The 25,156-nt window shown below is 37.5% G+C and carries 15 protein-coding genes and 1 pseudogene; 10 read left to right on the forward strand and 6 right to left on the reverse strand.

Annotation, left to right across the window (positions count from 1 at the left end; all coding sequences use genetic code 11):
- Positions 1-165: 165 nt before the first annotated feature.
- The gene (locus QNJ50_RS06530) at positions 166-1,125 is read right to left on the reverse strand and encodes a cytosolic protein (RefSeq protein WP_300633358.1); all 960 of its coding nucleotides are present in this window, start codon (positions 1,123-1,125) and stop codon (positions 166-168) included.
- Between the two features lie 613 nt (positions 1,126-1,738).
- Here QNJ50_RS06530 and QNJ50_RS06535 point away from each other — a divergent pair.
- The 4 genes from QNJ50_RS06535 to QNJ50_RS06550 all read left to right on the forward strand — a co-directional run bounded on the left by QNJ50_RS06535 (position 1,739) and on the right by QNJ50_RS06550 (position 9,017).
- Positions 1,739-4,339, forward strand: a complete 2,601-nt coding sequence (locus QNJ50_RS06535; protein ID WP_300633359.1) for a response regulator — start codon at positions 1,739-1,741, stop codon at positions 4,337-4,339.
- 93 nt (positions 4,340-4,432) lie between these two features.
- Entirely contained in the window at positions 4,433-7,048 is a 2,616-nt protein-coding gene (locus tag QNJ50_RS06540; protein WP_300633360.1) for a GAF domain-containing protein, read from the forward strand.
- Positions 7,041-8,549: an ATP-binding protein gene (locus QNJ50_RS06545; RefSeq protein ID WP_300633361.1), complete on the forward strand. Its 1,509-nt coding sequence runs from the start codon at positions 7,041-7,043 to the stop codon at positions 8,547-8,549. Before QNJ50_RS06540 ends, QNJ50_RS06545 begins: the two co-directional genes overlap by 8 nt.
- A gap of 93 nt (positions 8,550-8,642) precedes the next feature.
- Positions 8,643-9,017 carry a response regulator gene (locus QNJ50_RS06550; RefSeq protein ID WP_300633362.1) on the forward strand — a complete coding sequence of 125 codons (375 nt, stop codon included), beginning with the start codon at positions 8,643-8,645 and terminating at the stop codon, positions 9,015-9,017.
- Between the two features lie 156 nt (positions 9,018-9,173).
- On the opposite strand, the gene QNJ50_RS06555 is transcribed toward QNJ50_RS06550, so the two are convergent.
- From QNJ50_RS06555 to nblS, 3 genes are all read right to left on the reverse strand, one after another.
- Entirely contained in the window at positions 9,174-9,959 is a 786-nt protein-coding gene (locus QNJ50_RS06555; protein ID WP_300633364.1) for a pentapeptide repeat-containing protein, read from the reverse strand.
- A 1,071-nt stretch (positions 9,960-11,030) separates the two neighbouring features.
- Positions 11,031-11,681 (reverse strand): peroxiredoxin-like family protein, encoded by a 651-nt coding sequence (locus QNJ50_RS06560; RefSeq protein ID WP_300633366.1) that lies wholly within the window; start codon positions 11,679-11,681, stop codon positions 11,031-11,033.
- Positions 11,682-12,342: 661 nt separating this feature from the next.
- Positions 12,343-14,232, reverse strand: coding sequence for a two-component system sensor histidine kinase NblS (gene nblS, locus QNJ50_RS06565; protein WP_300633367.1), 1,890 nt, complete (start codon positions 14,230-14,232; stop codon positions 12,343-12,345).
- Between the two features lie 408 nt (positions 14,233-14,640).
- On the opposite strand from nblS, the gene QNJ50_RS06570 reads away from it, so the two are divergent.
- The gene (locus QNJ50_RS06570; RefSeq protein ID WP_300633369.1) at positions 14,641-16,242 is read left to right on the forward strand and encodes an iron uptake porin; all 1,602 of its coding nucleotides are present in this window, start codon (positions 14,641-14,643) and stop codon (positions 16,240-16,242) included.
- A gap of 520 nt (positions 16,243-16,762) precedes the next feature.
- On the opposite strand, the gene nagZ is transcribed toward QNJ50_RS06570, so the two are convergent.
- On the reverse strand, positions 16,763-17,854 hold the full coding sequence (nagZ, locus tag QNJ50_RS06575) for a beta-N-acetylhexosaminidase (RefSeq protein WP_300633370.1): 1,092 nt from the start codon (positions 17,852-17,854) through the stop codon (positions 16,763-16,765).
- 444 nt (positions 17,855-18,298) lie between these two features.
- On the opposite strand from nagZ, the gene hisS reads away from it, so the two are divergent.
- A complete protein-coding gene (gene hisS / locus QNJ50_RS06580; protein WP_300633372.1) occupies positions 18,299-19,687 on the forward strand; it encodes a histidine--tRNA ligase in 1,389 nt (462 codons plus the stop codon).
- A 166-nt stretch (positions 19,688-19,853) separates the two neighbouring features.
- Here hisS and QNJ50_RS06585 read toward each other — a convergent pair whose 3' ends face one another.
- Positions 19,854-20,648 carry a carbonic anhydrase gene (locus tag QNJ50_RS06585; RefSeq protein WP_300633374.1) on the reverse strand — a complete coding sequence of 265 codons (795 nt, stop codon included), beginning with the start codon at positions 20,646-20,648 and terminating at the stop codon, positions 19,854-19,856.
- A 1,080-nt stretch (positions 20,649-21,728) separates the two neighbouring features.
- Between QNJ50_RS06585 and QNJ50_RS06590 the strand changes: the two are divergent.
- The 4 genes and pseudogenes from QNJ50_RS06590 to QNJ50_RS06605 all read left to right on the forward strand — a co-directional run.
- Positions 21,729-21,977: pseudogene (locus QNJ50_RS06590) on the forward strand (c-type cytochrome); the annotation flags it as partial.
- Between the two features lie 505 nt (positions 21,978-22,482).
- A complete protein-coding gene (locus QNJ50_RS06595; RefSeq protein WP_300633376.1) occupies positions 22,483-23,403 on the forward strand; it encodes a tetratricopeptide repeat protein in 921 nt (306 codons plus the stop codon).
- A gap of 406 nt (positions 23,404-23,809) precedes the next feature.
- Entirely contained in the window at positions 23,810-24,409 is a 600-nt protein-coding gene (locus QNJ50_RS06600; RefSeq protein ID WP_300633378.1) for a superoxide dismutase, read from the forward strand.
- Positions 24,410-24,773: 364 nt separating this feature from the next.
- Positions 24,774-24,986, forward strand: coding sequence for a hypothetical protein (locus tag QNJ50_RS06605; protein WP_300633380.1), 213 nt, complete (start codon positions 24,774-24,776; stop codon positions 24,984-24,986).
- The last annotated feature ends 170 nt before the right edge of the window (positions 24,987-25,156 follow it).

The following is a 25,156-nucleotide window of genomic DNA, read 5'->3' on the forward strand; positions in this document are numbered from 1 at the left end:
ACACCCACAGGTTGGCGCAAAAATCGTAAATTTCAGATAACAAGATTATATTTTTTTCGGTGCGTTACGGCTGACGCCTAACACACCCTACTCTAGCAATTAAATTTAGAAATTCTAATGTCGGAAATCCTAATTTTGGAAGTCCATAAGAATTTACAACTAGAACTACTCGCTTGCTGACTGATAAACCTTCCTTAGCTCATCTAGCGAATCTACAGTTTCTATCGCTTCTAAAACAGCAGATAACTTTTCGACGTCCTGAATCGACTCGATTTCCGGTAATAAACTTTGACCCGATTCTCCAAATTTAAGTTTTAATCCCAAAGCAATTCCTTTGATTAATCCTTTCTCAATTCCTTTCTCAATTCCTTTCTCAATTCCAAGTCGCTCAAAGCTGGTAACGTAACGCATTTTTCTTTCCACCTCTAACTGTTCCAATTCATACTTAAATTCTCGTTCTAGTTCAGATGGTAACGTCAACATCCAATCGATAAAAGCCAGTAAATTAATTACCTCTTCCCGTCGAAAACCCTGTTCGTACAACTTTCTGACCAAAGCTAACTTTTGCTCTTTGCGTTTCAAGCGATTGCTACGAGTTTCTAAAGCAACTAGGTGAGCCATGACTACTGTTGCGAAAGGGTTACGACTTACTTCCAAATCAGCTTGTCTGTGCTTATATTCTAACAATTTAACAATTGGAAACTGAAAATCAACTCGACAACCAAACAAATCATAGCCAAATTGCTTTGGTCGCCAGTTAATACCTTCATCTCCCAAAACAGCGATCGATGCTACCGGGCGATTATACCTATCAAATATGCGGTAGTTATAACTGTACATCCGTTTGGCAAAATCAGATTCTTCCTGTGCTTGGACTTCCAAATGTATAAGTATCCAAGATTCTTCTCCACCAACGCGATAAATTTTTACCAACTTATCAACCAGTCGTTTTCCTAACTCCGCATCTCGAATAACTTGCTGTAGTTCTTGGTCTAAAAATTCTGGTTCTCGCGACCAATCAATTTCCCTATGTGCCTCAGGGAAGAAGAATAACATGAATTCTTCATAATATAGTTGTAAAATCTCTTTCCAAGGTGAGTCAAATTCAGTTTGAGGATTGGTCATTCAAATCGATTTTTATAATTTTTCCAGTTGATTATCCCAGACAAATACAATGATGCAAATAATTTCACACATGTAATTAGGTAAGGACATAGGTTAACCCTCAAACCTAAGACTAGTAAACTTTTGACTGACTCTTACGAGAAAGCTGATACCAATGACTTCCGCGTAGCACTATTTTTTATCCTGTAACGATTAATTCTTCTCTATTTCTTCCCGATTATCCAATAATTTAAAAATAGATTAGATTTTTTCCAATTATTTAGGGTATCTAAGAAAGATAAAAGGGATTCACTTAACCCTTTTACTTTCTTCTTTTACTTTACTGTTGTTTTCAAATTTTACTCTTATCAAAGTCAAACTTGAGCAAATCGCAGTAAGATTGGAACCAAGTCTCTAGTAAACTAAAGCTTAAATAAATAGACCGACCATTTTAAATGGCTAAAAAGCTTAATCTATAAACTTTTTGCTGTACTGCGTTAACGTCCGTAAGGACGCGGTCTGTTTTGTTAGCAAAGCATGTCCGCAAGACATATTTTGACGTTTAACTTCCGCATAGCGGTAATCTTCCTTTATTTGAAAAGTAATATTTAGTTCAGAAACGGGCGATGTAACAATGCGAATTCTATTACTTGAAGATGACGAAGTTTTAGCGGATGTGTTGTTAAAATCTTTGACTCACCATAAATATGTTGTAGACGCAGTTTATGATGGGAAAAATGGTTTAGAGTATGCCCAAACTGGAAACTACGAACTAATCTTAATGGATGTGGGATTACCCTCACTTGATGGTATTACCCTATGTCAGCAGTTGCGATCTGAAAGTTATTCCGTACCGATTCTTTTGATGACTGCAAAACATGCGATCGCAGATAGAATTCGTGGTTTAGATGCAGGTGCTGATGATTACTTAACCAAACCTTTCGAATTAAGCGAGCTTCACGCTAGAATCAGGGCTTTGTTAAGACGAGGAGAAGTTACACCCAGTTCGGTTTTAGAAATCGGAGAACTCTGTTTAGATCCTAATAGTTGCCAGGTTACATATGCTGGTAAGCTTATAAGACTGACACCCAAGGAATACAATTTATTAGAATTATTCTTACGCAACCCATCTCGGGTTTATAGCCGCTCTCAGATAGTAGAGCATCTTTGGACTTTTGACGATCCCCCTTTGGAAGATAGCGTTAAAGCACACATTAAAGGTTTGCGCCAAAAGTTAAAGAAAGCAGGTGCTGCAAGTTGGATTGAAAATATTTATGGTTTGGGATACAGACTTAACCCAGACATTGTTTCGTCACGTACTTCCCCAGAAACTAACTCTCAAGATACTAACTCTCAAGGTACTAACTCTCAAGATACTAGTCCTCAAAAAACTAGTCCCACAATAACGAGTTCTCAAGTCAATACTACTGAAGCAATAAATTATCAGGTCAATAATTTCCAAATCGATACTTCCAAAACAACGAACTTTGAAAACTCTCAAACTGTTGCTCTTCCCCAACAGGATTCTCGGTCTTTAGAAGATAAAACCTTAGAGACAAAATATCAAGGGGCTGTAGAAAATATGTGGGAGCAATACCAAGGTTTGATGGTTAAGAGACTCTCAGTATTGCAAACAGCAGCAACAGCGATCGAAGAAGAAAACCTTTCAGAGGATTTACGACAGTCAGCAAAACGAGAAGCTCATAAACTCGCAGGAGTTTTGGGTATGTTTGAGCGATTTGATGGAAGTAAGTTAGCCAAAGAAATTGAGCTACTTTTGCTCGAACAAAATTCCCCAATTCAACATACGCTACCATCCTTGATACGAGAATTAGGGGAAATTTTGGCTTTATCTGAATCAACAGCTACCAGTTCAGAACTTAAAAGCTCAAAAAATCATAGTTTCAGAGATAATAGCTCGACACATAATAGCTCAACAAATAATATTTCAACCAATAAAAGCTCCAAGACTACAGATTCAAAACTTTCTGAAACTAATTTATCTTTTTCTTCTTCCACAAATGAACAAGCACGTTTGCTTCTCATCGGTCCAGATGTGCAACTCGGCTCTCAACTCATACAATTAGCCCATTCCACTGGTACGAGTTGTTACCATTTTAAAGATATTCAAGTAGCGAAGAAATGGTTAAAAACTTATTCCCCAGAATTGGTTGTATTAACCATAGATACTGTAAATCAGTGGCGTGAAAGCTTAGCATTGATCGGGGCTTTAGCAAAGCGCACTCCCTCCGTATCGACAATAGTCATCAGTGCAATTGATAACTTAGAAAACCGAGTGAGTGTTGCTCAAGCTGGGGGATGTGGTTTTTTAGTTAAACCAACAGAAGCAAGTCAAATTTGGGAAGTTGCGTATCAATTATTATCTAGTAATTATTCTTCCACAATCAAAATTTTAGTTGTAGACGACGATCCCATATTTCTATCAACTGTAAAATCTCTCTTGGAACCTTGGGGAATGGAAATTACAGGGTTGGAAAATCCCCAACATTTTTGGAACACCCTTGAGTCTGTATCTCCCGATTTATTGATTTTAGATGTAGAAATGCCAGAAATTGGAGGTGTAGAGCTTTGTCAAGCAGTGCGCACAGATCGGCGTTGGCAAGGATTACCTGTTTTATTTCTTACTTCTCATTCCGAACCAGAAACAGTTCGTCAAGTATTTGCAGCAGGGGCTGATGATTTTATTAATAAGCCAGTTATAGGACCAGAACTCTTAACTAGGATTAACAATCGTTTAGAAAGAAGTCGGTTACTACAAACTCTTTCCACTAAAGATCCCCAAACAGGTATTAGTAATTATACTGAATCAACTCAAGAATTAAATCACTTATTTGCAAGACTTCCCCACAATGGAAATAGCATGTGTCTGGCAATGTTGAGTATCGCTGAGCTAAATCGACTAAATTTTCAATACGGTCACCCTATTAGCGATCGAGTATTACAAAAATGGGGACGCCTAATTAAATCAGTTTTTCGCAGCAGAGAAGTTTTAGGATATTGGGGTAATGGAGAATTTATAGTTGGGATGCCAGGGTTAAATAAAATACAAGCTACAGAAAGACTTGGCGAAATCCTTGCTGTGTTGCGACAACAGATATTTACATCACCAGATGGAAATAGATTTCAAGTTCCGTGTAATTGGTCGGTTGCGGAATATCCCAAAGATGGGAAAAATATACATTTGCTGTATCAAACTCTCAAGCGATCGATTTAGGTTCAAGATATTTTGAACCCAAGATGTTTCAACTCAAGATACTTAAATTAACACCTTAAAACTTTAAGATTAATTTTATACATTTTATTAAGTATGAATGATGAACAAAAAAATCAGAATAATAAATGTGCCACACTTCTGAAGCGTAATATTGCTTTACTAAAAGCACAGCAAGAGGCTTCAATTGATGGAATTTTGGTTATAGATGAAAATCGCCAAGTAGTCTCCTATAATCGACGTTTTTGCGAACTATGGCAAATACCAAAAGAAATTGTTAATCAAGGTAATTGTCACCACTTACTCACCTACGCAGTATCTCAAGTTTCCAAGCCAGAGGAATTTTTAAGTAAAGTAAATTACCTGTATGAAAACCCCAACGAAATCAGTCAGGATGAAATTTATTTAAAAGATGGCAGAATTTTCGATCGTTATTCCAGTCCGGTTAAATCAGAGACAGGAGAATACTACGGAAGAATTTGGAATTTTCGAGATGTCACAGGACGTAAACAACGGGAAGAAGCACTACAATTCATTGTCGAAGGAACGAGTACCAAAATCGGTAGCGAATTTTTTCGCTCCTGCGTTCGTTGTTTAGCTGAAGTACTCCAAGCTCGTTATGCTTTAATTGCTGAATTTTCTCCAGATAGTAAAGATAAAGTACGTACCTTAGCTGTTTGGGGTGGAGAAGATTTTGCGGAAAACTTTGAATACGATATTCCTGGAACCCCCTGTGAAAGAGTTCTGAATGGTGAAACCCTCCGATATCCCCACTCAGTACAAACTTACTGTCCAGACGTTCCCGTTTTACAAGCCTTAAATGCTGAAAGTTATATTGCTACACCTGTATTTGACCAACAGGGAAAAATTATCGGTCACATTGGGGTAGTAGATACAAAACCACTATCTGGAAATAATAATTCTAGAAATAACAATACAGAAGAATTAATATTGAAAATTTTTGCTGCTAGAGCAGGAGCAGAGCTAGAACGCAAAAATGTAGAAACTGCTTTAGCAAAACAAGTTGAGCGCTATGCTTTATTAAATGAAATTACTCAAAAAATCCGTAATAACTTAGACAGTCTGCAAATTTTTCAAACAACAGTAAATCAAGTTGGGAAAATTTTTAACGTTAGTCGCTGTCATATTCATACTTATATTGATTCCCCAGAACCAAAGGTACCTTTAGTTGCTGAGTATCGTTTGGATAATTACTCATCCATGTTGGGAATAGAAATTCCCATTGATGGTAACCCCCACGTGCAAAAAGTTTTGGTGCAAGATACGGCAGTTTATACTGATGATGTTTATCAAGAACCGCTTTTGCAACCAGTTGAAGATATTTGTCGCCAGTTACAACTCAAATCTCTTCTGGTTGTTCGTACCTCTTATCAAGGAAAAGCTAACGGGGTTATTGTTTTACATCAGTGCGATCGCATTCGTCATTGGACAGAAGAAGAAATCAAATTTTTAGAAGCAGTTGCAGCTCAGGTAGGTATAGCTTTAGGTCAAGCTAAACTTTTAGAGCAGGAAAAACAACAATTATCTCTATTACAAGCAGCAAAAAATAAAGCAGAAGCTGCAAACCTTGCTAAAAGCAGATTCTTAGCTAATATGAGCCATGAATTGCGCACACCCCTCAATGCAATTCTTGGTTTTTCCGATTTGATGGGACAGGATCCAAGCCTTAACAATCAACAAAAAGAAGCTTTGGCGATCGTTAACCGTAGTGGCAAACGCCTATTAAAATCAGTAGAAGAAGTATTGGAAATCTCTAAAATTGAAACCCAGGAAACTGTATTGCAGCCAATTCCTTTTGATTTCCATCAATTACTGAAAGATTTATGGGAATCCTTCCAAGCAAAAGCAAAAGTCAAACATTTGTCTCTTCAATTTGACTTAGCCTCTAACTTACCTCAACACATCATCGCCGATGAAACTAAACTTCGCCAAGTTTTAATTCATCTATTAGATAATGCCATCAAATTTACCCATTCTGGAATTGTCAAATTAAAGGTTAGTTGTCAATTTATGACTAGCACCTCACCTTCACAATCAACAGCTAGTAACCAACTAACAGCTAATAGTTGTCAGTTACCTATTAATGGTGCTCGACTAACATCAGAAATATTTCCGATCTCCTCAGGGAACTCTACTCTCAAATCTACTTTATATTCTCCATTTCCCCAATTTCCCCATTATCTACATTTTGAAATTTCCGATACCGGTTTAGGAATTGCAAGGGAAGAAATGGATAAACTATTCCAACCCTTCGTTCAAACCAGTTGTGGTCTGAAAGCAGGAGGAGGTGCAGGTATGGGGCTAGCAATTAGCAAACAATTTGTTCAATTAATGGGGGGAGAATTAGAAGTAAGTAGTACTCCAAATTCTGGTAGTGTTTTTTGCTTTTTTATTGAATTTGATTCCCTCGATAATACTCCGAACAATGAATTTACAGATCAGACAAATAGTCAACTATCAAAGGTTTATAAATCCAAATCTTTGACCAATAACAGTCTGAAAATTATGCCCCCAGAATGGATTGCAGCTCTATATCAAGCAGGAATTGAAGCTGATGCTGACTTAATTTCTCGCTTAATTAGACAAATTCCCCAAGAATATGTAGCCTTGGCTAAAGAGTTAACAAATTTGCTCCAAAACTATGACTTTGATGCAATTCTTGAACTAAGCGGGGGTCATGAAAATGTCTAACTCTCCAATTGCTACCCCCAAAGCGGATATTTTAGTAATTGATGATACTCCAGAAAATTTGGCGCTGCTGTCACAAATCCTTAAAGATAAAGGGTATAAAGTTCGTAGTGTAACCAAGCCCTCCACGGGTTTAAGAGGCGCTCAAGCCGCACCCCCGGATTTAATTTTGCTGGACGTTAAAATGCCAGAAATGGATGGTTATGAAGTCTGTAAACGTCTCAAAGCTGACCAACGTACCCACGATATCCCGGTTATTTTCATTAGTGCATTAGGGGAACTTCTAGATAAAGTTACAGCCTTTGAGGTTGGCGGTGTAGATTATATTACTAAACCATTTCAAGTAGAAGAGGTTTTAGCTCGTTTAGAAACACACCTAACTATTTGTAATCTCCAAAAACAACTCCAGGCTCAAAATAAGCAATTACAGCAAGAAATTGTAGAACGTACCGCCGCAGAAGAAAAATTTGGAGTTATTTTTCGTTATAGTCCCAATCCAATTGCGATCGCAACTCTTACAGAGGGTCGCTTTTTAGATATAAATCCCAGTTTTTTAAAGTTAACCGGTTATTCTCAAACCGAAGTTATTGGTAGAACCATCGCCGAGTTAAATCCTTCCCTTACTCCAGAGATATACGATAGTGCAGTTCAATATTTACTTGAAAATGGTTCTTTACATAATAAAGAATATGAAATTTATACCAAGGAAGGTCAACCCAGAGTAGTCTTGATTTCTACCGAATTAATTGAACTTGCTGGCGTTCAATGTACTTTAAGCATCATCAATGATATTACCGAGCGTAAACGCATGGAAGATGAATTTATCTCCCTCGTTAGTCACGAACTACGCACACCGATGAATTCTATTATTGGCGCATTAGACCTCTTAGGAACCCAAAAATTGGGAACTTTAACTGAACTGGGTCAGCAAACCATTAATATTGCGACCAATAATATGGAACGTTTGATTCGTTTGGTCAATGACATTCTCGATCTAGAGCGAATTAAATCGGGTAAAATAGCCATGCGCTATATTGAATGTCAAGCAGATAAGTTGTTGAATGAGGCAACACAAGCAATGCAAGCAATGGCGGATTCCGCCCAAGTAAATCTTTCCGTGGAGCCTACATCAGTTCAAATTCATGCAGATCCAGATCGGATCTTGCAAACCCTAACAAACCTATTAAGTAATGCAATTAAGTTTTCCGAACCCGGAGAAACTGTTTGGTTGCGTAGCAGTGTGAATTGCGAGTATCTGCAAATTGAAGTTCAGGATCGAGGACGGGGAATTCCCCAAGACAAATTACAACTAATCTTTGAACGTTTCCAACAGGTAGATGCTTCCGACTCTCGCGCTAAAGGAGGTACAGGCTTGGGACTTCCCATTTGTCGTACTATAGTTGAGCAACACAACGGACGTATCTGGGTTGAAAGTTCTCTAGGTGAAGGAAGTACTTTTTATGTTCAGTTACCGCTTAGTAAGGAATTGGGGACTGGGGACTAGCGACTGGGTGATGAAGTTATCAGTTATCAGTCCCCAATCCCTATATGGCTAACGCCACGCTGCGCTAACGCAAATCCCCAATCCCCAACCACCATGACAAAATCTATTTTAGTAGTTGATGATGAAGAAGATGTCCGGGCGCTAATTCAGTTAGGCTTAGAAATGAATGGAGGTTGGAATGTTATTAATGCAACCTCTGGAGCAGAAGCTATTGATGTGGCTGCAAGTCAACAACCTGACGTCATTTTATTGGATCTAATGATGCCGGATCTGGACGGTAAAGCAACGCTACAAAAATTAAAGTCTAGCCCCAAGACCGAAAATATTCCCGTAATTATGATGACTGCTAAGTCTAAATATTCTGTAGAAGAAAGTTTTGCAGGATTGGATGTCGCAGCAATTTTCACTAAACCCCTTCGACTCCTTAATCTTTCACAACAAATTATTGATGCGATCGGAGAATTATGAGTAATGAGTAATGTTACTCCTTCCTCCTTCCATATTGCCTCTAAATAACCCAAAATCGAGAGACTTTGAATTGTGTTGTCTCGCAATTTTGGGTTTAAAAATTAATCATACCGCCATTAAACAGTACACATTTTTTATCTCAGTGCAGAAGACCTTTTAGCCAACAGCAACAGGAGTCTCAGACCTTACTTCTAAAGGAATAGAGCTATGGAGAATATCTTCTCCAGCATTACCTTGGGTCACAAATATTGCTTTGTGAGCAATTAAGTCACATCTCATTTCTTGAGACATTCCTTGATTGTTACCAAATCTTGCATTTTTAACAGAAGCGTAATCCAGATTTGCCCCTGTCATGTTAGCTCCGGTAAAGTCCGCACCTCTAAGATTTGCTCCTCTGAGATCTACTCGACTTAGGTTTGTATCTCTCAGATCCGCATACCTAAGATCCGCACTATTGAGGTTGACATCCGTAAGAGTTGCCCCTCTCAGTTTTGCTTCTTGGAGATTGGTTTTTGCAAAATTTGCACCATTGAGAAAGGCTCCTCTTAGGTCAGAATAATAAAGATACGCGCCAGCAAGATTAGCTTCTATTAGGTTCTCACCACTTAGATCTCGTCCATAAGCCTTAGTATTGACAATTTGCCATACTAGACGCCATTTACTATCGATTTTTGTTGCAAAATTAATTCTGACGCCATTGAAGTTTACACCCCAGAGGTTAGCGTGGATCAAGTTCGCACCGTTTAGGTTCGCGCCACTCAAGTCAGCACCGCTCAGGTCAGCGCTACTAAGGTCTGCACCATTGAGTTCGACTCCACTCAAGTCAGCACCACTCAGTTTCCTACCTTCAGTTGGTCGCTTGAGAATCTCTTTTACTAATTGAAATTTTATTTCTAAATCGCTATTCTTGTTATACGAGATTTTACTTAAAGTACGGTTCATTTTATTACTCCTGACTTTTTTATTTGCTAATCGAACTAGGCGGCAGATGTCAATACAATACAAGTATATAACACTGTTAATATTTTGCAGACATCTAACTATTGGCAACACATAGAATTAGATGCCGAAATAATAGCTTACAATAGAACAACAGTATAACAAGCCTTTCTGATGGTTGCAATGGGTTATTCTAAGTTTTATTGGGTTGCTTTAGTAGTTATTCAGGAAAAATATCCACCAGATGATTTTCTGGATGAGTAAACAACTACGTATACCTTTAATTACTGAGTAAATCAGATACAATCAAACAAAACTAGTTATTATCCAGCTTTGAAATAATCTCACCACTTTACAGTTCAAAGAATTGTGCTTTCCACTCATTATAGTATTGAGCTTGGGTATTTAAGTAGGGGACAAAAATATTTATTTTGTTACAAATGCTAGAGTGAGTACTTTCTATTAGTATATAAGTATTATTACTATGAATAATATTAATATAAGGCTTTTACGCAGTTTTTGTAAGGTTAGACGCAGAGGGTATAGATTAGGTTAGATTTTGCTCCATGCGGTTGGAATAACCGCCTCCCCTAAGCCTTAAGCACTCCTTGTAAGCACTAACGCTAGTTCAATCGCAACAAATATATATTTAGTTTTGTCTAAGTACTTATTAAAGTCTAGCTGAGAAATGTGGTTAAGATACAAAAATTTTCCTAAATATTTCTTTAAATATTCTGGAGTGGTAATTGCAAACCTATTAATTTTTACAAAAACAATATTACTTTTTATGAATTACAATTACATTTAGTTAGGATTCCTGACAAGATTAAATCTAGGAAAAATCTAACTCCTGGAAAAATCTCATTCCTGAAAATTATAGGCTGACAGAGATCTAAGTTTAATTTTGGCTGGACATAACAGTTACAAATTATTGAGTAATAAAACTTATAGTCATAAGCACAAAACTATTTCTTTATCTTTTCTTAATTAATAGTACTGCTTATGACTCTGAGGATATACTTATGAGTAAGTGAAAATTGGCTGAGAGATTTGGGATAATCTGTTTAGTTTCAGTTAATTATTCATTTTCTGCAGAGTCTTAAGAACTTCTTGTGGTTCTAGCCGTTGGGTGTAATCAGCATTAACAAAAGAGAGAACTATTGTACCATCAGGTGCAATAACATAGCTTGCTGCTATGGGTAATTCAAATTTTTTGTCGCCATTATGTGCGGGAAGGTCGATACCAAATGTTTCATAAATTGGGCGTAATTCTTTTGGAAGAGTAAATATTAGACCAAATTGTCTGGCGACTTGATTTCCTACATCGCTTAAGACTTCAAAGGATAACTCATTTTTTTCAACAGTAGATAGAGAGTTATCGGGGGTTTGGGGTGAAATTGCGACTAGAGAAGCCCCTAAAGCCTGAATTTCTGGTAATTTTTTCTGAAAAGCCCGTAGCTCTAAGTTACAATAGGGACACCATTTACCTCGGTAGAAAGAGATTACTACTGGGCCTAATTGAAGTAGTTTTTGTAAATCAACTCTCTTACCTGTTGCGTTGGGTAGGGAAAATTCAGGAATTTTGTCTCCAACTTTTAAAGTACTACCTGCGATCCCTGAACTTGCTAAGTCTTGAGTTGCTTGACTCATAGTAGCTCGGACTTCTTCAGAAACTTTGGTTAAAAATTGATTGCGATAGTTTTGTAGCTCTTCTGTTAAATTCATAAAATACTTCTTGTGTATTCATTTAGATAATCGATTTGTGAAATTATTGAACGAAAATTCCAAAAAAGCTCAAAAAAATTATTGACTCACTTCAGGACACAAAGAGTTATCATTGCCACATCCAACAAGACTGGTTTGTTGGAATAACCTTAGAAATGACGTGCAAACCTTGTAAATTAGAGGTTAAGTATGGACTAATGCACGAATATTTTTATTTTGGCTAGTTTCTTCTTTGTTTTTAGCTCTGAGTAATACTTCACATATAAATTTTCAGTATTTTGTGATTCAGTCGCTAAGTACGCTGATATTTGGAATTAATGTTCAAATATTTATTTAAAGATTTTATCGCAGAATATGGGAGATAGGAGTGATAAGTAAGAAGTAATGAGTAATGAGTTAGGAGTCAGGAGTCAGGCGTGTAATAATCTCACACTTAGTTTTTGATTTTTTAGATCTACTTTACTTAGGAATGTGGATTAAATAAAGTACAAAAGTAAGGTGCTGTTAGCATTGCGTAACACACCATTCCAAATTTCAGAATTACAGGTTATTAAGTTCTCATTCCTTACTTTTATCCAGCGTCGTTTTACAGGACTATGTGACAAGTTTGCTCTTGATTTTGGTTGGTAAATAAAGGTTGATTAAAAGTTATCTTTAAAATTCACCTGTACACTTCTAGATCGAACCAAAACGTTGTCCCTACACCGACTTCACTAACTAAATTCATTTTACTGTGGTGCTTTTCAATGATATTTCTCACAATTGATAGCCCTAAACCAGTACCTTCAAGGGTGTGAACGCGATTTTCCACTCGGAAGAAGCGATCAAAAATGGCTTGTTGGTCTTCTGGTGCAATACCAATACCAGTATCAGAAATTTCGAGCCGAACTTGTGATGCTTCGGTTTGAGAATGAGAACTTGGTCTAACGGGATAAGCGCGGAGAACTACTTTACCACCAGCAGGAGTAAATTTCAGGGAATTACCTACCAAATTAGCTAGCACTTGTAACAATAAATCGTAGTGACCTTTAACTAATGGTAGATGTGCAGCGACATCCTGAATAATTTCTATTCCTTTATCTTTGGCATTAAGTTTATAAGTCCGCAAAGTTTGCTCGATCGCTTGTCCCAATTCAACAGCATCTAAACTATAAGTACGCCCGGATTCTAGTTTCGATAAATCTAATACATCATTAACTAAACGGGTGAGTCTATCAGTTTCGTGGTTAACAGTTTCCAAGAATTCTTGACGTTGTTGCGCTCCTAATTCTTCACCATATTCATGCAATGTCTCAATGAAGGATTTAATGTTAAATAAAGGAGTCCGCAATTCGTGGGATACGTTACTAATAAATTGACTTTTGGCTTCGTTAAGTTCCACTTCACGGGTAATGTCTTGCACAGTAATGGCTATACCTTTAATACTTTCCCGTGGTTGGTTGAGAACCGTGGTGAGAAGAATGCGAATAGTGCGTTTACTCGGTTCATTGAGGGGAATGCGAAATTCAGCACTTTCACATTCTCCCGCAGCCATTTGGTAAAGATGGCGGGTAATTTGGGTTTGGAGCGCTGTGGGAAGGTGGTGCAAAACATTGTTACCAATAACTTCAACGTCATCCCAATTAAAAATATGCTTTGCTGTGGGATTGACCAAAACCACTTGCATGTCATTGTCAATTAATACTGCACCATCAGCAATTGTAGAAACTAAGGTTTCCAATTTAGCTTTTTCGGCGGTAAGTTCTTCAATATTTTGCTCTTCATAACTTTCCAAACGCTCAGCCATTTCATTAAAACTGGAAATTAATTCTCCCAGTTCCCCCCCATGGGGTAGATCGATACGCTGTTTAAAATATCCTGCTGCAATTTGCCTTACACCTACAAGTAATTCCTTAATCGGCTTCGTTATGGTTAAGGCATTCATTACCCCCGCTAAAATTACCATCACCCAAATAGTGATAAATACGGCAATGGTGACATCCCGAGTAAAATTAGTAGAAATAACTGCCGTAGGATTAGGATTAATCCCAACTGCTAAAACGCCCAAATATTTACCATCGGCGCGGAGGGGAATAAACACATCAGTAACTTCTCCATCCGGTGACTGATGTTGGCGTACAAATGGTTTGCGCGTATTAGATGCATAATCTTCAGGTAGCTGGATTCTGCGCTGGATGGTAAGGGAATTTTCCACCTCTGGTTCCCAAAACGGAATACCAAAATAAATTTTCCCAGCTTCATCTGCATAAAGCATGTAGCGAATACTAGACGTACTACTGTAGAAACGCTGAGAAAATTTTGCTACCTCTGTAAGATTAGTATCGGCTATAAAAGGTTCGACATTAGCTGCCAGTAATAATGCTAAATCGCGACCGAAACGAGTATCATTGAGCCGTGCATCCTGTTGGATTGTATTAACAGCCCAAAAGGTTAAACCGCTCATGACCAATGACACAATTAAAGTTGCGGCAGCTAATAATTTTGTCTGGAGGGTGAATTCCGACCACCAATTGGTAATCGCTTCTCGGATTGTCTTAAAAATATAAAGCATTTCAAGTGAGCTGTTAGCAGTTTTTGCGATCAACCCCAACAACTTAAAAATTAACAGTTATTATCGCAAATCGGAAATCGGTTGTGCAGTCAATTGTCATGGTTAATTATTTTTTTTGGCAAATATTTTTGACATTTTTTCCGTTGAATCCCTTGTAATAGGTGTATCCTTATTTTCCAAACATCCCTCTCCACAGACCAACTTGGGAAGTTCTAATTTACACGATTATTGATAAATATCTCTGTAAAGCCCAATTAATCTTTTTTTTTAACCGGTGGAACAAATAACCAAGATGTCTGATAATAACGCCAGTGGAGTAACATCTTCATCATTAGCCGCTCTTTTTTTGAGAACTGGCTGATGTAAAAGAAGGTATAGCCGTACGTGTTGCAACAAGTGTGAGGAAAAATGAATAAAAGAAAAATATTTTTTAAATTACTTTTGGCTAGTCCCCTGGCTTTTGGGGCGTTGTCTGTTGGTGGAAAGGCTGCTCTTGCTGAAACTGATGCAATGGCTTCCCCTACTCCACAGAAGAAAATGGCGCAGGTAACCTCAGTTTCTCAATTATCTGACGTACAAACAACTAGTTGGGCATTTCAAGCATTACAATCTTTAGTAGAACGCTACGGCTGTATTGCCGGATATCCTAACGGCACCTATCGTGGAAATCGAGCATTGACCCGCTATGAGTTTGCAGCTGGTTTAAATGCTTGTTTGGATAGAGTTAATGAATTAATTGCCACTGCAACATCAGACTTAGTAACTAGGGACGATCTAGCAACCTTACAAAAACTGCAGGAGGAATTTTCTGCGGAATTAGCGACCCTACGCGGTCGTACAGATGCTTTAGAGGCTAGAACTGCAGAATTAGAAGCAAATCAATTTTCTACTACCACCAAACTAGAAGGGGAAGTTGTTGCTGGATTAACCAGCGTGTTAGCTAGCGATCAGGTTAACGGTGAAGATGTTGAAGATACTAATGCAGCCCTCGGAGCGAGAGTTCGCTTAGATTTAGTTACCAGTTTTACCGGGAAAGATTCTTTAGTTACCAGATTGGAAGCAAATAACGCTGTCAATCCTGAGATTGGTACTCTTGAAGGGGGTTTATCATTTGCGACTGAAGACGACCCTAGTGCAGATGTAGAAATAGGTACATTGTTTTACGAATTTCCTCTTGGGAAGAGCACAGATGTATATGCCTTTGCTACTGGGGCTGAGCCTGATGAATTCGTTGATACAATAAATATTTTGGATGGTGATGGTGGAAGTGGTTCCATCTCAGCATTTGGTACTCGTAACCCTATCTATTATCAAGTAGAAGAGGGTGCTGGTTTAGCAGTTAAGCACGAGTTTGGTGAAAACTTAGAAGTAAGTTTGGGATACATCGGAACCACAGCTAGCGATCCTGGTGAAGATGGTGGTTTATTTAATGGGGATTATGGTGCGATCGCACAACTTACCTTTAAACCAAGCGATCGTTTCAAGGTTGGTTTAACTTATGTGAATGCTTACAATCAGTTTTTAACTACTGGTAGTAATGCAGCTAACTTCCGTCGTGAACTAGGTGGGGGTGCTTTTCAGACTATAGATACACCAGTATCTAGTAATTCTTACGGTCTCCAAACATCTTTCGAGGTAAGTAAAAATGTTGTTTTAGGTGGTTGGGTTGGTTATACCAATGCTCGCAACCTCTCTACTTCTGTAGCTTTCCCCGATCGCGGTAGCCTCGATATTTGGAACTGGGCTGTTACAGCAGGCTTCCCAGACTTGGGTAAAAAAGGCAACCTAGGCGGTATCGTTGTTGGTATGGAGCCAAAAGTTACTGATTCTAGTATCGAAGGTTTAGATGAAAATAATGATACTTCACTTCACTTAGAGGCGTTTTATCAGTATCGGCTTAACGATAACATCAGCATTACTCCTGGTGTTATTTGGTTAACTGCTCCCGATCACGATAGCGATAACGACGATATTGTGATTGGAACCCTGAGAACTACTTTGAGTTTTTAGGCGATTGGCGACTGGCGATAGGCGATTAGTTTTGATAGCTTAGTTGTTTCGCTAAACCCTGTAGAGACGTTGCATGCAACGTCTCTACAAAATCCGATGATCTTGTTATCAATCGACCACTGGTAATACCAGTTTGGAAAAATAATAAGACAAATAAATTTTTGTAGAGAGGCGACAGACCCTGCGGCGTCGGCGTTAGCCTCTGTCGCCTCTCTACAGAGTAATCTGTTGCAATAATTTATTGAATTGGTATAAGCAGTTGTCTAAGGCTCTGCCTCTTAGATACACTGGAAGCGGAGCCTCGGATACTGTATTCCTTGCCAAAGACAAGGAACAAGTCAATTAGGGTTTGGAATTAAATATTTGATCCAGATCCCCCCTAACCCCCTTGAAAAGGGGGGAACTAGATTGAGGTACCTAACCAGTTTTATAAACCCAATCCCAAATCGCCAATCCCTAATCCCTAGTCGCTAATTCCTATATGACACTATCGTGTCACGCTACCGCTAACGCCAATCCCCTATCCCCCATAAGCACAAGAAATTGCGAGTTCGGCGTGTTGCAAAAGTGTGTTGCGATCAAGAATATTGGGTGTATATTGGAGTGCGATCGCTAGCAATTTATCAATTCTGGTTTTCGCTGCTGCAATTACAGATTCGTTTAAGCTACCATTTTCCAGAGAAGTAACAAAATCTTCAGCAACATCATAGATTTTTTCGGGGGATGATGCAGGAAGATTTCCTGATATTATTAATAAGTCACAACCTGCGTTAAATGTTTGCGCTACTGTACCGCTGTTTTTATACATACCTGAGACTGCGTTCATATCTAGGTCGTCAGATACAATAACCCCTCCAAAGCCGAGTTCTTCTCGAAGTATTTTACGCAAAATATTTTGAGATAAGGTTGCAGGTACGTCCTTATCTATTTGGGGGAAGAGAATATGAGCGGTCATGATGGTGGGAATTCCTGCTTCAATTAAAGCTTGAAAAGGAATTAGTTCTCGGTTTCTCAGTTGTTCTAAACTCAGATTGAGTACTGGTAGCTCTAAATGCGAATCGGTGCTGGTGTCTCCATGTCCGGGAAAATGCTTTGCACAAGCGATGATTCCTGATTCTTTCAGTCCAATAAAATATTCGCGGGCGGATTTTGCGGCTGTTTCGGGTGTAGTATTAAAGGCGCGGGGTCCAATGATTGGGTTATTGGGATTGGAAAAGATATCTGCAACGGGAGCCCAAGATAGGTTTATACCTAAAGATTTTAGTTCGAGTGCTGTTGCTTTGGCGATTTTTGTTGCTGCTTTACTTTGCAAAAAGGCATAGGGAAATCGAGTAATTGGTGAAGGTGTACGAACTACCCTTCCTCCTTCATGATCGATGGTCATTAACATCGATTCCCGTTCGGTATATTCCCGGATTTGTTCTGTTAGTTGTTTGAAAGTTTCTAACCAGTCTTCATAATGGGTGTCTTGGCGAAAGTTTTTAGCGAAGAAGATAATTCCTACGGGTTTTAATTTGCTCAGGATGCGTTTATCTTGATCGTTTAATACTGTCCCGGAAACACCGACGATGATGTTGTTTCCGAAGCTGTGAAATTTCTCTGACGAACTCATAATAATTTATCCATAACACTATGTCATTAGGTTAGGACATGGATGAGCGCTAAAACCTATGGGTAGTAAAATTTTGACTTAATCTTACGAGAAAGTTTACGCCAATGATTTACTTGTAGAGCTACTTATAGATAATTTGTTAGAAGCGTTTTGAAATTTAGTTGCTGTTTTTTCTCAAGCAAACAATTACACATTAAATCAATTTAGCTAACACCTTTTAGAGAAGATCCATTCCTCCGTTGGGGTAAGTTAGATAGGAGTTAGTGAATTTTGGTGATGTTTACAACCAAGTCAACAATCCCGACCAAAGCTCATTCAACTACAAACCACTGCTATCTTCCCGATGTTGTGTTCCTTCCCAGATGCACGAAGATCCTTAAGCTTTCCCCAGTACCGCTAAACTGATGAATGTGAATTCATCAAACTAAAGTAGTAACTGAAGAAATGGCAAAGGCAGATAAAATAAACTTCACTACTCCCAGCGGTTTTCCAGAGTTTTTACCTGGGGAAAAGCGCCTGGAGGTATATTTACTTGATACCATCCGTCGGGTATTTGAAAGCTATGGTTTTACCCCCATTGAAACTCCAGCAGTAGAACGCTTAGAAGTTTTGCAAGCCAAGGGCAATCAAGGTGATAACATCATTTATGGTATCGATCCAATTTTACCTCCCAATCGACAAGCAGAAAAAGACAAAGCTGGTGAAAGCGGTTCGGAAGCGAGAGCTTTAAAATTCGATCAAACCGTTCCCTTAGCAGCTTATATTGCTCGAAACCTGAATAATTTAACTTTTCCCTTTGCTCGCTACCAAATGGATCCAGTATTTCGGGGAGAAAGAGCAAAAGATGGGCGTTTTCGTCAATTCCGTCAGTGCGACATCGATGTAATTGCTCGTCGCGAACTCAGTTTGCTATATGATGCTCAAATGCCAGCAATCATTTCTGAGATATTCACAGCAATTAAGATTGGCGATTTTGTAATTCGGATCAACAACCGTAAAATTCTCACCGGTTTCTTTCAATCAGTCGGTGTAGCGGAAGATAAGATTAGATCCTGCGTCAATATTATCGATAATTTGGAAAAAATCGGCGAAACAAAAGTTAAGCAAGAATTAGACAAAATTGGAATTTCCGCCGCACAAACGGAACAGATTATTGATTTTATTAAAATTGATGGTACGGTTGATGAAATTTTAAATAAACTTAAAAATTTAACCGAAAAAATGCCAGAAGCCGAGGAATTTAAGTTAGGAGTAACTGAATTAGCTACGGTAATTTCTGGAGTCAGAAATTTGGGAGTATCAGAAAATAATTTTTGTATTGATTTATCTATTGCTCGCGGTCTTAATTATTATACCGGTACGGTTTATGAAACTACATTAATTGGACATGAAGCCCTAGGTAGCATCTGTTCTGGGGGTCGATATGAAGAATTAGTAGGGATGTTTTTAGGTGAAAAAATGCCCGGTGTGGGTATATCAATTGGTTTAACTCGCTTAATTAGTCGTTTACTTAAAGCCGGAATTCTTGATACCTTACCTACTACTCCCGCTCAAGTGATGGTGGTAAACATGCAAAAAGAATTAATGCCTACTTATTTACAAGTTTCCCAACAACTTCGTCAAGCAGGAATTAACGTTATTACTAGTTTCGACCAACGTTCATTGGGTAAACAATTTCAACTTGCAGAAAAACAAGGTATTTCATTATGTGTAATCATTGGTTCTGAAGAAGCAAAAACCAACAAAGCTGCACTCAAAGACTTAAGGAATCGCGATCAAATCGAAGTCACCCAGGAAGAATTAGCCGTGCAAATTCAAAAAAGGCTTAGTTAGCGATTATTTTCGACAAAATAACCTGTAGAGACGTTGCATGCAACGTCTCTACAACAAATTCATGTCGCGTCTCTACAAATATCTTAATTACATATTAGATTTCTTAAAATAAATGGCGATCGCTAATATTACACTGCTTTTTTGCTCCCCGCTCCCCGTTCCCTCTTTACGACTGCGATCGCAATAAAAATCTTCGATTCAAGCTTTGTATGGGTCTTGCATTCATCGGAAATAACTCAGCAAAGGTTTGCACCTGTAGATTAGATACCTCAACTGGTTTTTGTAAAACAATCCAATGAACGTTTTCCGAACAGGGAGGAGTAGTTAGAGAACCATGATAACGATAAGAACTTAGGTCAGTTGGTAATAAGTTAGTAGCATTAATGGTTACATCTGAACTTACTTCTTTACCTTTTTGTGTATTTGGTATTGCTTTCCAAACACTCTCTAGAGTTTTATTTTCCTCACCTTGTTTGAGAAGTACACCCAATACAGCAAAAGCTCCCTTATGATTTTGGTGGACTAGATGTAACTCCATCGGAAAACTTTCATTATCAATCTTGTGTTCGCTGGGATGATGGAAATGGAATTGCACTAACTCATAAGATTCCCCATCTATGCTCAAAAAACTTCCTGGTTCGTAATTCACTTGAATGGTATGACCATTATTGATAACTTTCAGGGGAGAATTTCCATAGTTAACTTCTAACTCAGGAAGATCCGCTCCAATTGCAGATGAATCTATATTAATTGGTGACTGACTTCTTCCCGATTTACAACTGGAAAATTCAGGTGATAACTTAGCCCAATTACCTGGTCCCTCTTCACCGATATAACCCCAATGAACTTTACTAGTTTTATTTGAGGCTAAAACTGAAGCTCGGAAACTCAAACCTGCTGTGGTAGCTGCGAATCCAATCCCAGACAAGGTCAAATTTTTTAATAATTTTCTTCTGTGCATATGTCTTCTCTTTTACAACAAAAATCTAAAATCAATAATATTTGATGTATATATGTAAAATTTAGTCTTTACTGCTTCAGTATTGACACGCGAATATTTATATGTGCAGTACTAATAAATTAATTATCTATTGACAGATAAATACTGAGATTTTATGTGAAAATATAATCCTTTTCACTTCCAATTAATCTATTTAATATTTACTGCTATTAATTTTATTTTTTGGGATTATCTATAATTCATTTGCACTGAGCATCGTACTCCAAAAAAAATTAAATATAATCGCCACAGATTTGTAGTTAATTAAGATAGAGATAACTTATGAGATTCATTGTCTAACCTAAACTAATCATCATTAAATTAGATAATTAAATTCCTAAAATTTAGGTATTTTATATGTAAATAAAAAATAAAATCCATAAAAAATATAAAAAAATCCCTCCAGAAAAAACAAATAAAATTTAAATACTGTTTATTAATTATTTAATTCCATATCTAATTTATCTCTATACTAACCACCAATAAAACCGCATAAATCAAGCTGTAGTAACTTGTGAATAATACTTTCTTGCCAATAAAAACTAAGAAAGTAAGTATTCACAACTATTTTCTATCAATCCTCAAACTTATTTGGGAAACACTAATTGCCGATCAAAAAATAGTCAAATTCAGCAAATATTTATTTTTTTGAAGGATTATTAATAAGATTATATACATTTGCAACAGATACAATCATCCCCAGGAAAGAGATTTTTGCAAATGTTTTTTAAAGCTTTGACACCACCCATTACACAAACTTAATATATCCAAACATAGTTTTCCTTGTATAATTTTTCTGTATTCATACCTATGAAGAAGTTACTATCTATTGTACTTTTGGTACTTCCTTTATTGTTTTTTACCTACGGTTGTGACAAAAGCGAAGCAATAGTTACTCCAAGTGTTAGCGATAACTCAAAGACAGAAATTACCTCTGTAATTGAAACTGAAAAAACTACAGAAGAAGCTCAAGAAGCTACAGAGAAGAAAATAAAAACAGCAGTCAAAGAAGTTACAGAAGTGGCTATGTCTCCAGAACATAATGGAGCAGAAATTTTCAAAGCAAATTGTGCTGCTTGTCACGCTGGTGGAGTAAATCGTATTATGGCGAATAAGTCTTTGACGAAAGACGACCTCGTAAAATATGATATGTATTCTCAAGAGGCAATTATTTACCAAGTGACCAATGGTAAAAATGCTATGCCACCTTTTAAAGGACGTCTATCTCCTGAAGAAATCCAGACAGTTGCAGATTACGTATTGCAGCAAGCCGATAATGGTTGGTCGTGAACCTAATTAGCTAGCGCTATTTTAGAATAAATAAATTCAAAATTTATGCTTGCCTAAAAAACAAACTTTCAGTTTGAGAGGTAAAAGATATCTCCGCAAAAGAATGTAGAGATGTTACATGCAACGTCTCCACAAGGCAATAAGATTCAGATAAGACTAAATTTCTTCGTAGAGACGCGACAGAGGCTAACGCCGACGCCGCAGGCTCTGTCGCGTCTCTACAGGGTTCTTGTTTTAAAAAAAATTCTTAACTGAACTGTATTGCTCTATAAAGATGTCAGGCTATACATAATTTTAATTGTCCACAGGGGTCTAAGATATGTATTACGTGTCCATAAAAGTATCACTAAGCTTATGGAAGAAGTAATATATCAAAAACTATATATTTGTAAATATTTAAGCGATAGCTGTAACAATAGTATTAGAAACAATATACACAATTTTTTTGCAGGTGTGGTGCTAAAAGGTTAACTAAGCCCGATTGTTAGTTACTCAATTTATAAACATGAATTGTATTTATCGCATCTTCATTTGCCTGAGTATAGTATTTTCGGTATTATTCCTACCTATTCTGACTGAAGCTTGGGCAATAAACGATATCAGCGTAAATGCACGAGCAGTTCTAGAATCAGGTGTTAATCAAATACAAAAAGGTAAATATACAGAAGCGATAGAAAGTTTAACCCAAGCAATTGAGATCGATCCTGATTTAGGTCAGGCTTATTATCATCGTTGTTCGGCTTATCTCCAAACTTCAGATTATCAGCAAGCATTAGCTGATTGTAATCTAGCCCTTGAGCAAAACAACAGCAATTTTGAAGCTTATCTGAATCGAGGCTTAGTTTATTACCGTTTGGGATTGCTAGAAGCTGCAATTACGGATTTTAACCATTTACTTAATCTTCATCCCCAAGATTATCGGCTTTACTACAACCGAGCGTTAGCCCGTTTTGACCAAAAGAAGTACGAGCAATCGATCACAGACTATAATAATGCACTTCAATTAATGCCCCAAACTGATACTCGTAAGTTAGCAGAAGTTTATAACAACCGAGGTGTAGCATACCTCAAACAAGAAAGTTTGGGAAATGCGATTTCTGATTTTTCCCATGCAATTGCGTTAGACCAAAGCGATGCTAGTTTTTACTGCAATCGGGCTTCTGTATGGCGCAAACAAAAACAATATCAAAATGCGATCGCAGATTTTAGTAAGTCCATAGAAATTAATCCCAAACAAGGTGCAGCTTATCTCGGACGTGGTTTTACCCTTTACCAAGTAGATAAGCAAGATAGCGGACGGGATGACTTATTTCAAGCTGCAGCTTACTTTTATACTCAGGGAGACACAAATAAATCTCATCAAATTCTTTACTTTATTGAGATTTTACATGACCGCGAACAGTTGAGCGATGCTTTGGAAACTTAGCGCTATGCGCAAGTCAAAAGTTAAAAGTTAAAAGTAAAAAGTTAAAACAGACCACTGAATTCTTTCTTACTCCTGACTCCTGAATTCTTAGGAGACGTAGCAGAGCCTTTGGCGTCGGCGTAGCCTCTGCTACGTCTCTACGACTCCTGACTTCTGCGATAAAACCTTCATCCAATTGCAGTAAATATTTCCTTTGCAACCCGCATTAGGGTAAATAGTATTTTTCTAATCGATTAACTATCCCCCTCCAAGGGATGAGGATTATATGAATCCAGTTATTAAGTTATTATCAGACCGCAAATAGGTTAGCTTAGTTTCTTTTTTGTGGGTAACAAATTTTTGATTTTGTTACATCAAATAGAAGCTGTAAATATTACCTAGCGATTACTAAAAGAGGCAGAACACTATGGCATACGCACTACCAGATTTACCCTATGATTACACAGCTTTAGAGCCTTATATTTCCAGAAAGACTCTTGAGTTCCATCATGATAAACACCATGCAGCCTATGTTAAAAAATTTAATGATGCTGTTAAAGGAACGGAACTCGATAGTAAATCTATTGAAGAAGTCATCAAAGCAGTTGCAAATGATGCGAACAAAGTTGGCATTTTTAATAATGCAGCCCAAGCTTGGAATCATAGCTTCTACTGGAACTGCATGAAACCCAATGCTGGTGGAACTCCTACAGGAGAACTAGCAAAAAAAATTGATGCTGATTTTGGTAGCTTTGAGAAATTTGTTGAAGCTTTCAAAAATGCTGGTGCAACTCAATTTGGTAGTGGATGGGCTTGGTTAGTACTTGATAGCGGAACTTTGAAAGTCAGCAAAACTTTAAATGCAGATAATCCTCTCACTAGCAATCAAATTCCACTACTAACTATGGATGTTTGGGAACATGCTTACTATTTAGATTACCAAAACAAACGTCCGGAATATATTGATACTTTTCTCAGTAAACTTGTTAACTGGGATTTTGTCGCAGAAAATCTGACTGCTGCTTAGCACTGATTTTTCATATTTATTCCCACCCATTTTAAATATTGGTAAAAGGATAGTGCAATCGGAATTTATACCTGATTGAAGGAGAAAGGGAAGGTTGATGGCGTACGAATAAAGTCACACTATCATGAGTTACAAGTACAGGCGCAACAAGATTTTTCTTGCTCTCAAATTCTCTTTATTTATGAGGGCTGACGTAAGTTTTTGGCATTACAGCTAACTTAATTTCTATCCTTTTACCTTTTATTTAGATTGATAAATTATGTTTACACAAATATTAAATCTCACTTCAAAAGGCTGCTAATTAGAGCTGCTAAAGATTTTCTTGTATTACTCTAATAATTAAGCAAGGGTAAAACCAATAATCATGATAAGTCCCGATTATCCCCATATTGTTCTTTCCTTTATCTATCGCGGAGTTAGGATTGAAGTGGATCGAGGTGAGTTGGATGGAAAATCTACTTATGCGGTTTGGGTAGATTATGACACCGGTTGTGCCATGGCTGTACCTTACGCCCATTCTAAGATAGAAGCTATAAGAAAGGCTAAAAAGTGGGTCGATAAAAGATTTGGTTTTTAAGAAGAAGGGAACAGGAAACAGATTCAAAAAATTGATGTGCAGCAGTGTTTTTTAAGATTAGTATATCTTGAGATTAGTATAAGTTATTAGAGTTTAAAAAATTTTGATACAAATATTTGATACAAAGATAAGAGCAACACCTCAAACAAGAATAATTTATTACTTCCCGC

The sequence above is a fragment of the Mastigocoleus sp. MO_188.B34 genome, assembly GCF_030065675.1.
Taxonomy (GTDB): domain Bacteria; phylum Cyanobacteriota; class Cyanobacteriia; order Cyanobacteriales; family Nostocaceae; genus Mastigocoleus.

Coding starts and splice junctions, on each gene's coding strand:
- QNJ50_RS06535 (WP_300633359.1), top strand. CDS start 1,739: ATGCGAATTCTATTACTTGAAGATGACGAAGTTTTAGCGGATGTGTTG.
- QNJ50_RS06550 (WP_300633362.1), top strand. CDS start 8,643: ATGACAAAATCTATTTTAGTAGTTGATGATGAAGAAGATGTCCGGGCG.
- QNJ50_RS06585 (WP_300633374.1), bottom strand. CDS start 20,648: ATGCACAGAAGAAAATTATTAAAAAATTTGACCTTGTCTGGGATTGGA.
- QNJ50_RS06540 (WP_300633360.1), top strand. CDS start 4,433: ATGAATGATGAACAAAAAAATCAGAATAATAAATGTGCCACACTTCTG.
- QNJ50_RS06555 (WP_300633364.1), bottom strand. CDS start 9,959: ATGAACCGTACTTTAAGTAAAATCTCGTATAACAAGAATAGCGATTTA.
- hisS (WP_300633372.1), top strand. CDS start 18,299: ATGGCAAAGGCAGATAAAATAAACTTCACTACTCCCAGCGGTTTTCCA.
- QNJ50_RS06600 (WP_300633378.1), top strand. CDS start 23,810: ATGGCATACGCACTACCAGATTTACCCTATGATTACACAGCTTTAGAG.
- QNJ50_RS06570 (WP_300633369.1), top strand. CDS start 14,641: ATGAATAAAAGAAAAATATTTTTTAAATTACTTTTGGCTAGTCCCCTG.
- nagZ (WP_300633370.1), bottom strand. CDS start 17,854: ATGAGTTCGTCAGAGAAATTTCACAGCTTCGGAAACAACATCATCGTC.
- QNJ50_RS06530 (WP_300633358.1), bottom strand. CDS start 1,125: ATGACCAATCCTCAAACTGAATTTGACTCACCTTGGAAAGAGATTTTA.
- QNJ50_RS06605 (WP_300633380.1), top strand. CDS start 24,774: ATGATAAGTCCCGATTATCCCCATATTGTTCTTTCCTTTATCTATCGC.
- QNJ50_RS06545 (WP_300633361.1), top strand. CDS start 7,041: ATGTCTAACTCTCCAATTGCTACCCCCAAAGCGGATATTTTAGTAATT.
- QNJ50_RS06595 (WP_300633376.1), top strand. CDS start 22,483: ATGAATTGTATTTATCGCATCTTCATTTGCCTGAGTATAGTATTTTCG.
- nblS (WP_300633367.1), bottom strand. CDS start 14,232: ATGCTTTATATTTTTAAGACAATCCGAGAAGCGATTACCAATTGGTGG.
- QNJ50_RS06560 (WP_300633366.1), bottom strand. CDS start 11,681: ATGAATTTAACAGAAGAGCTACAAAACTATCGCAATCAATTTTTAACC.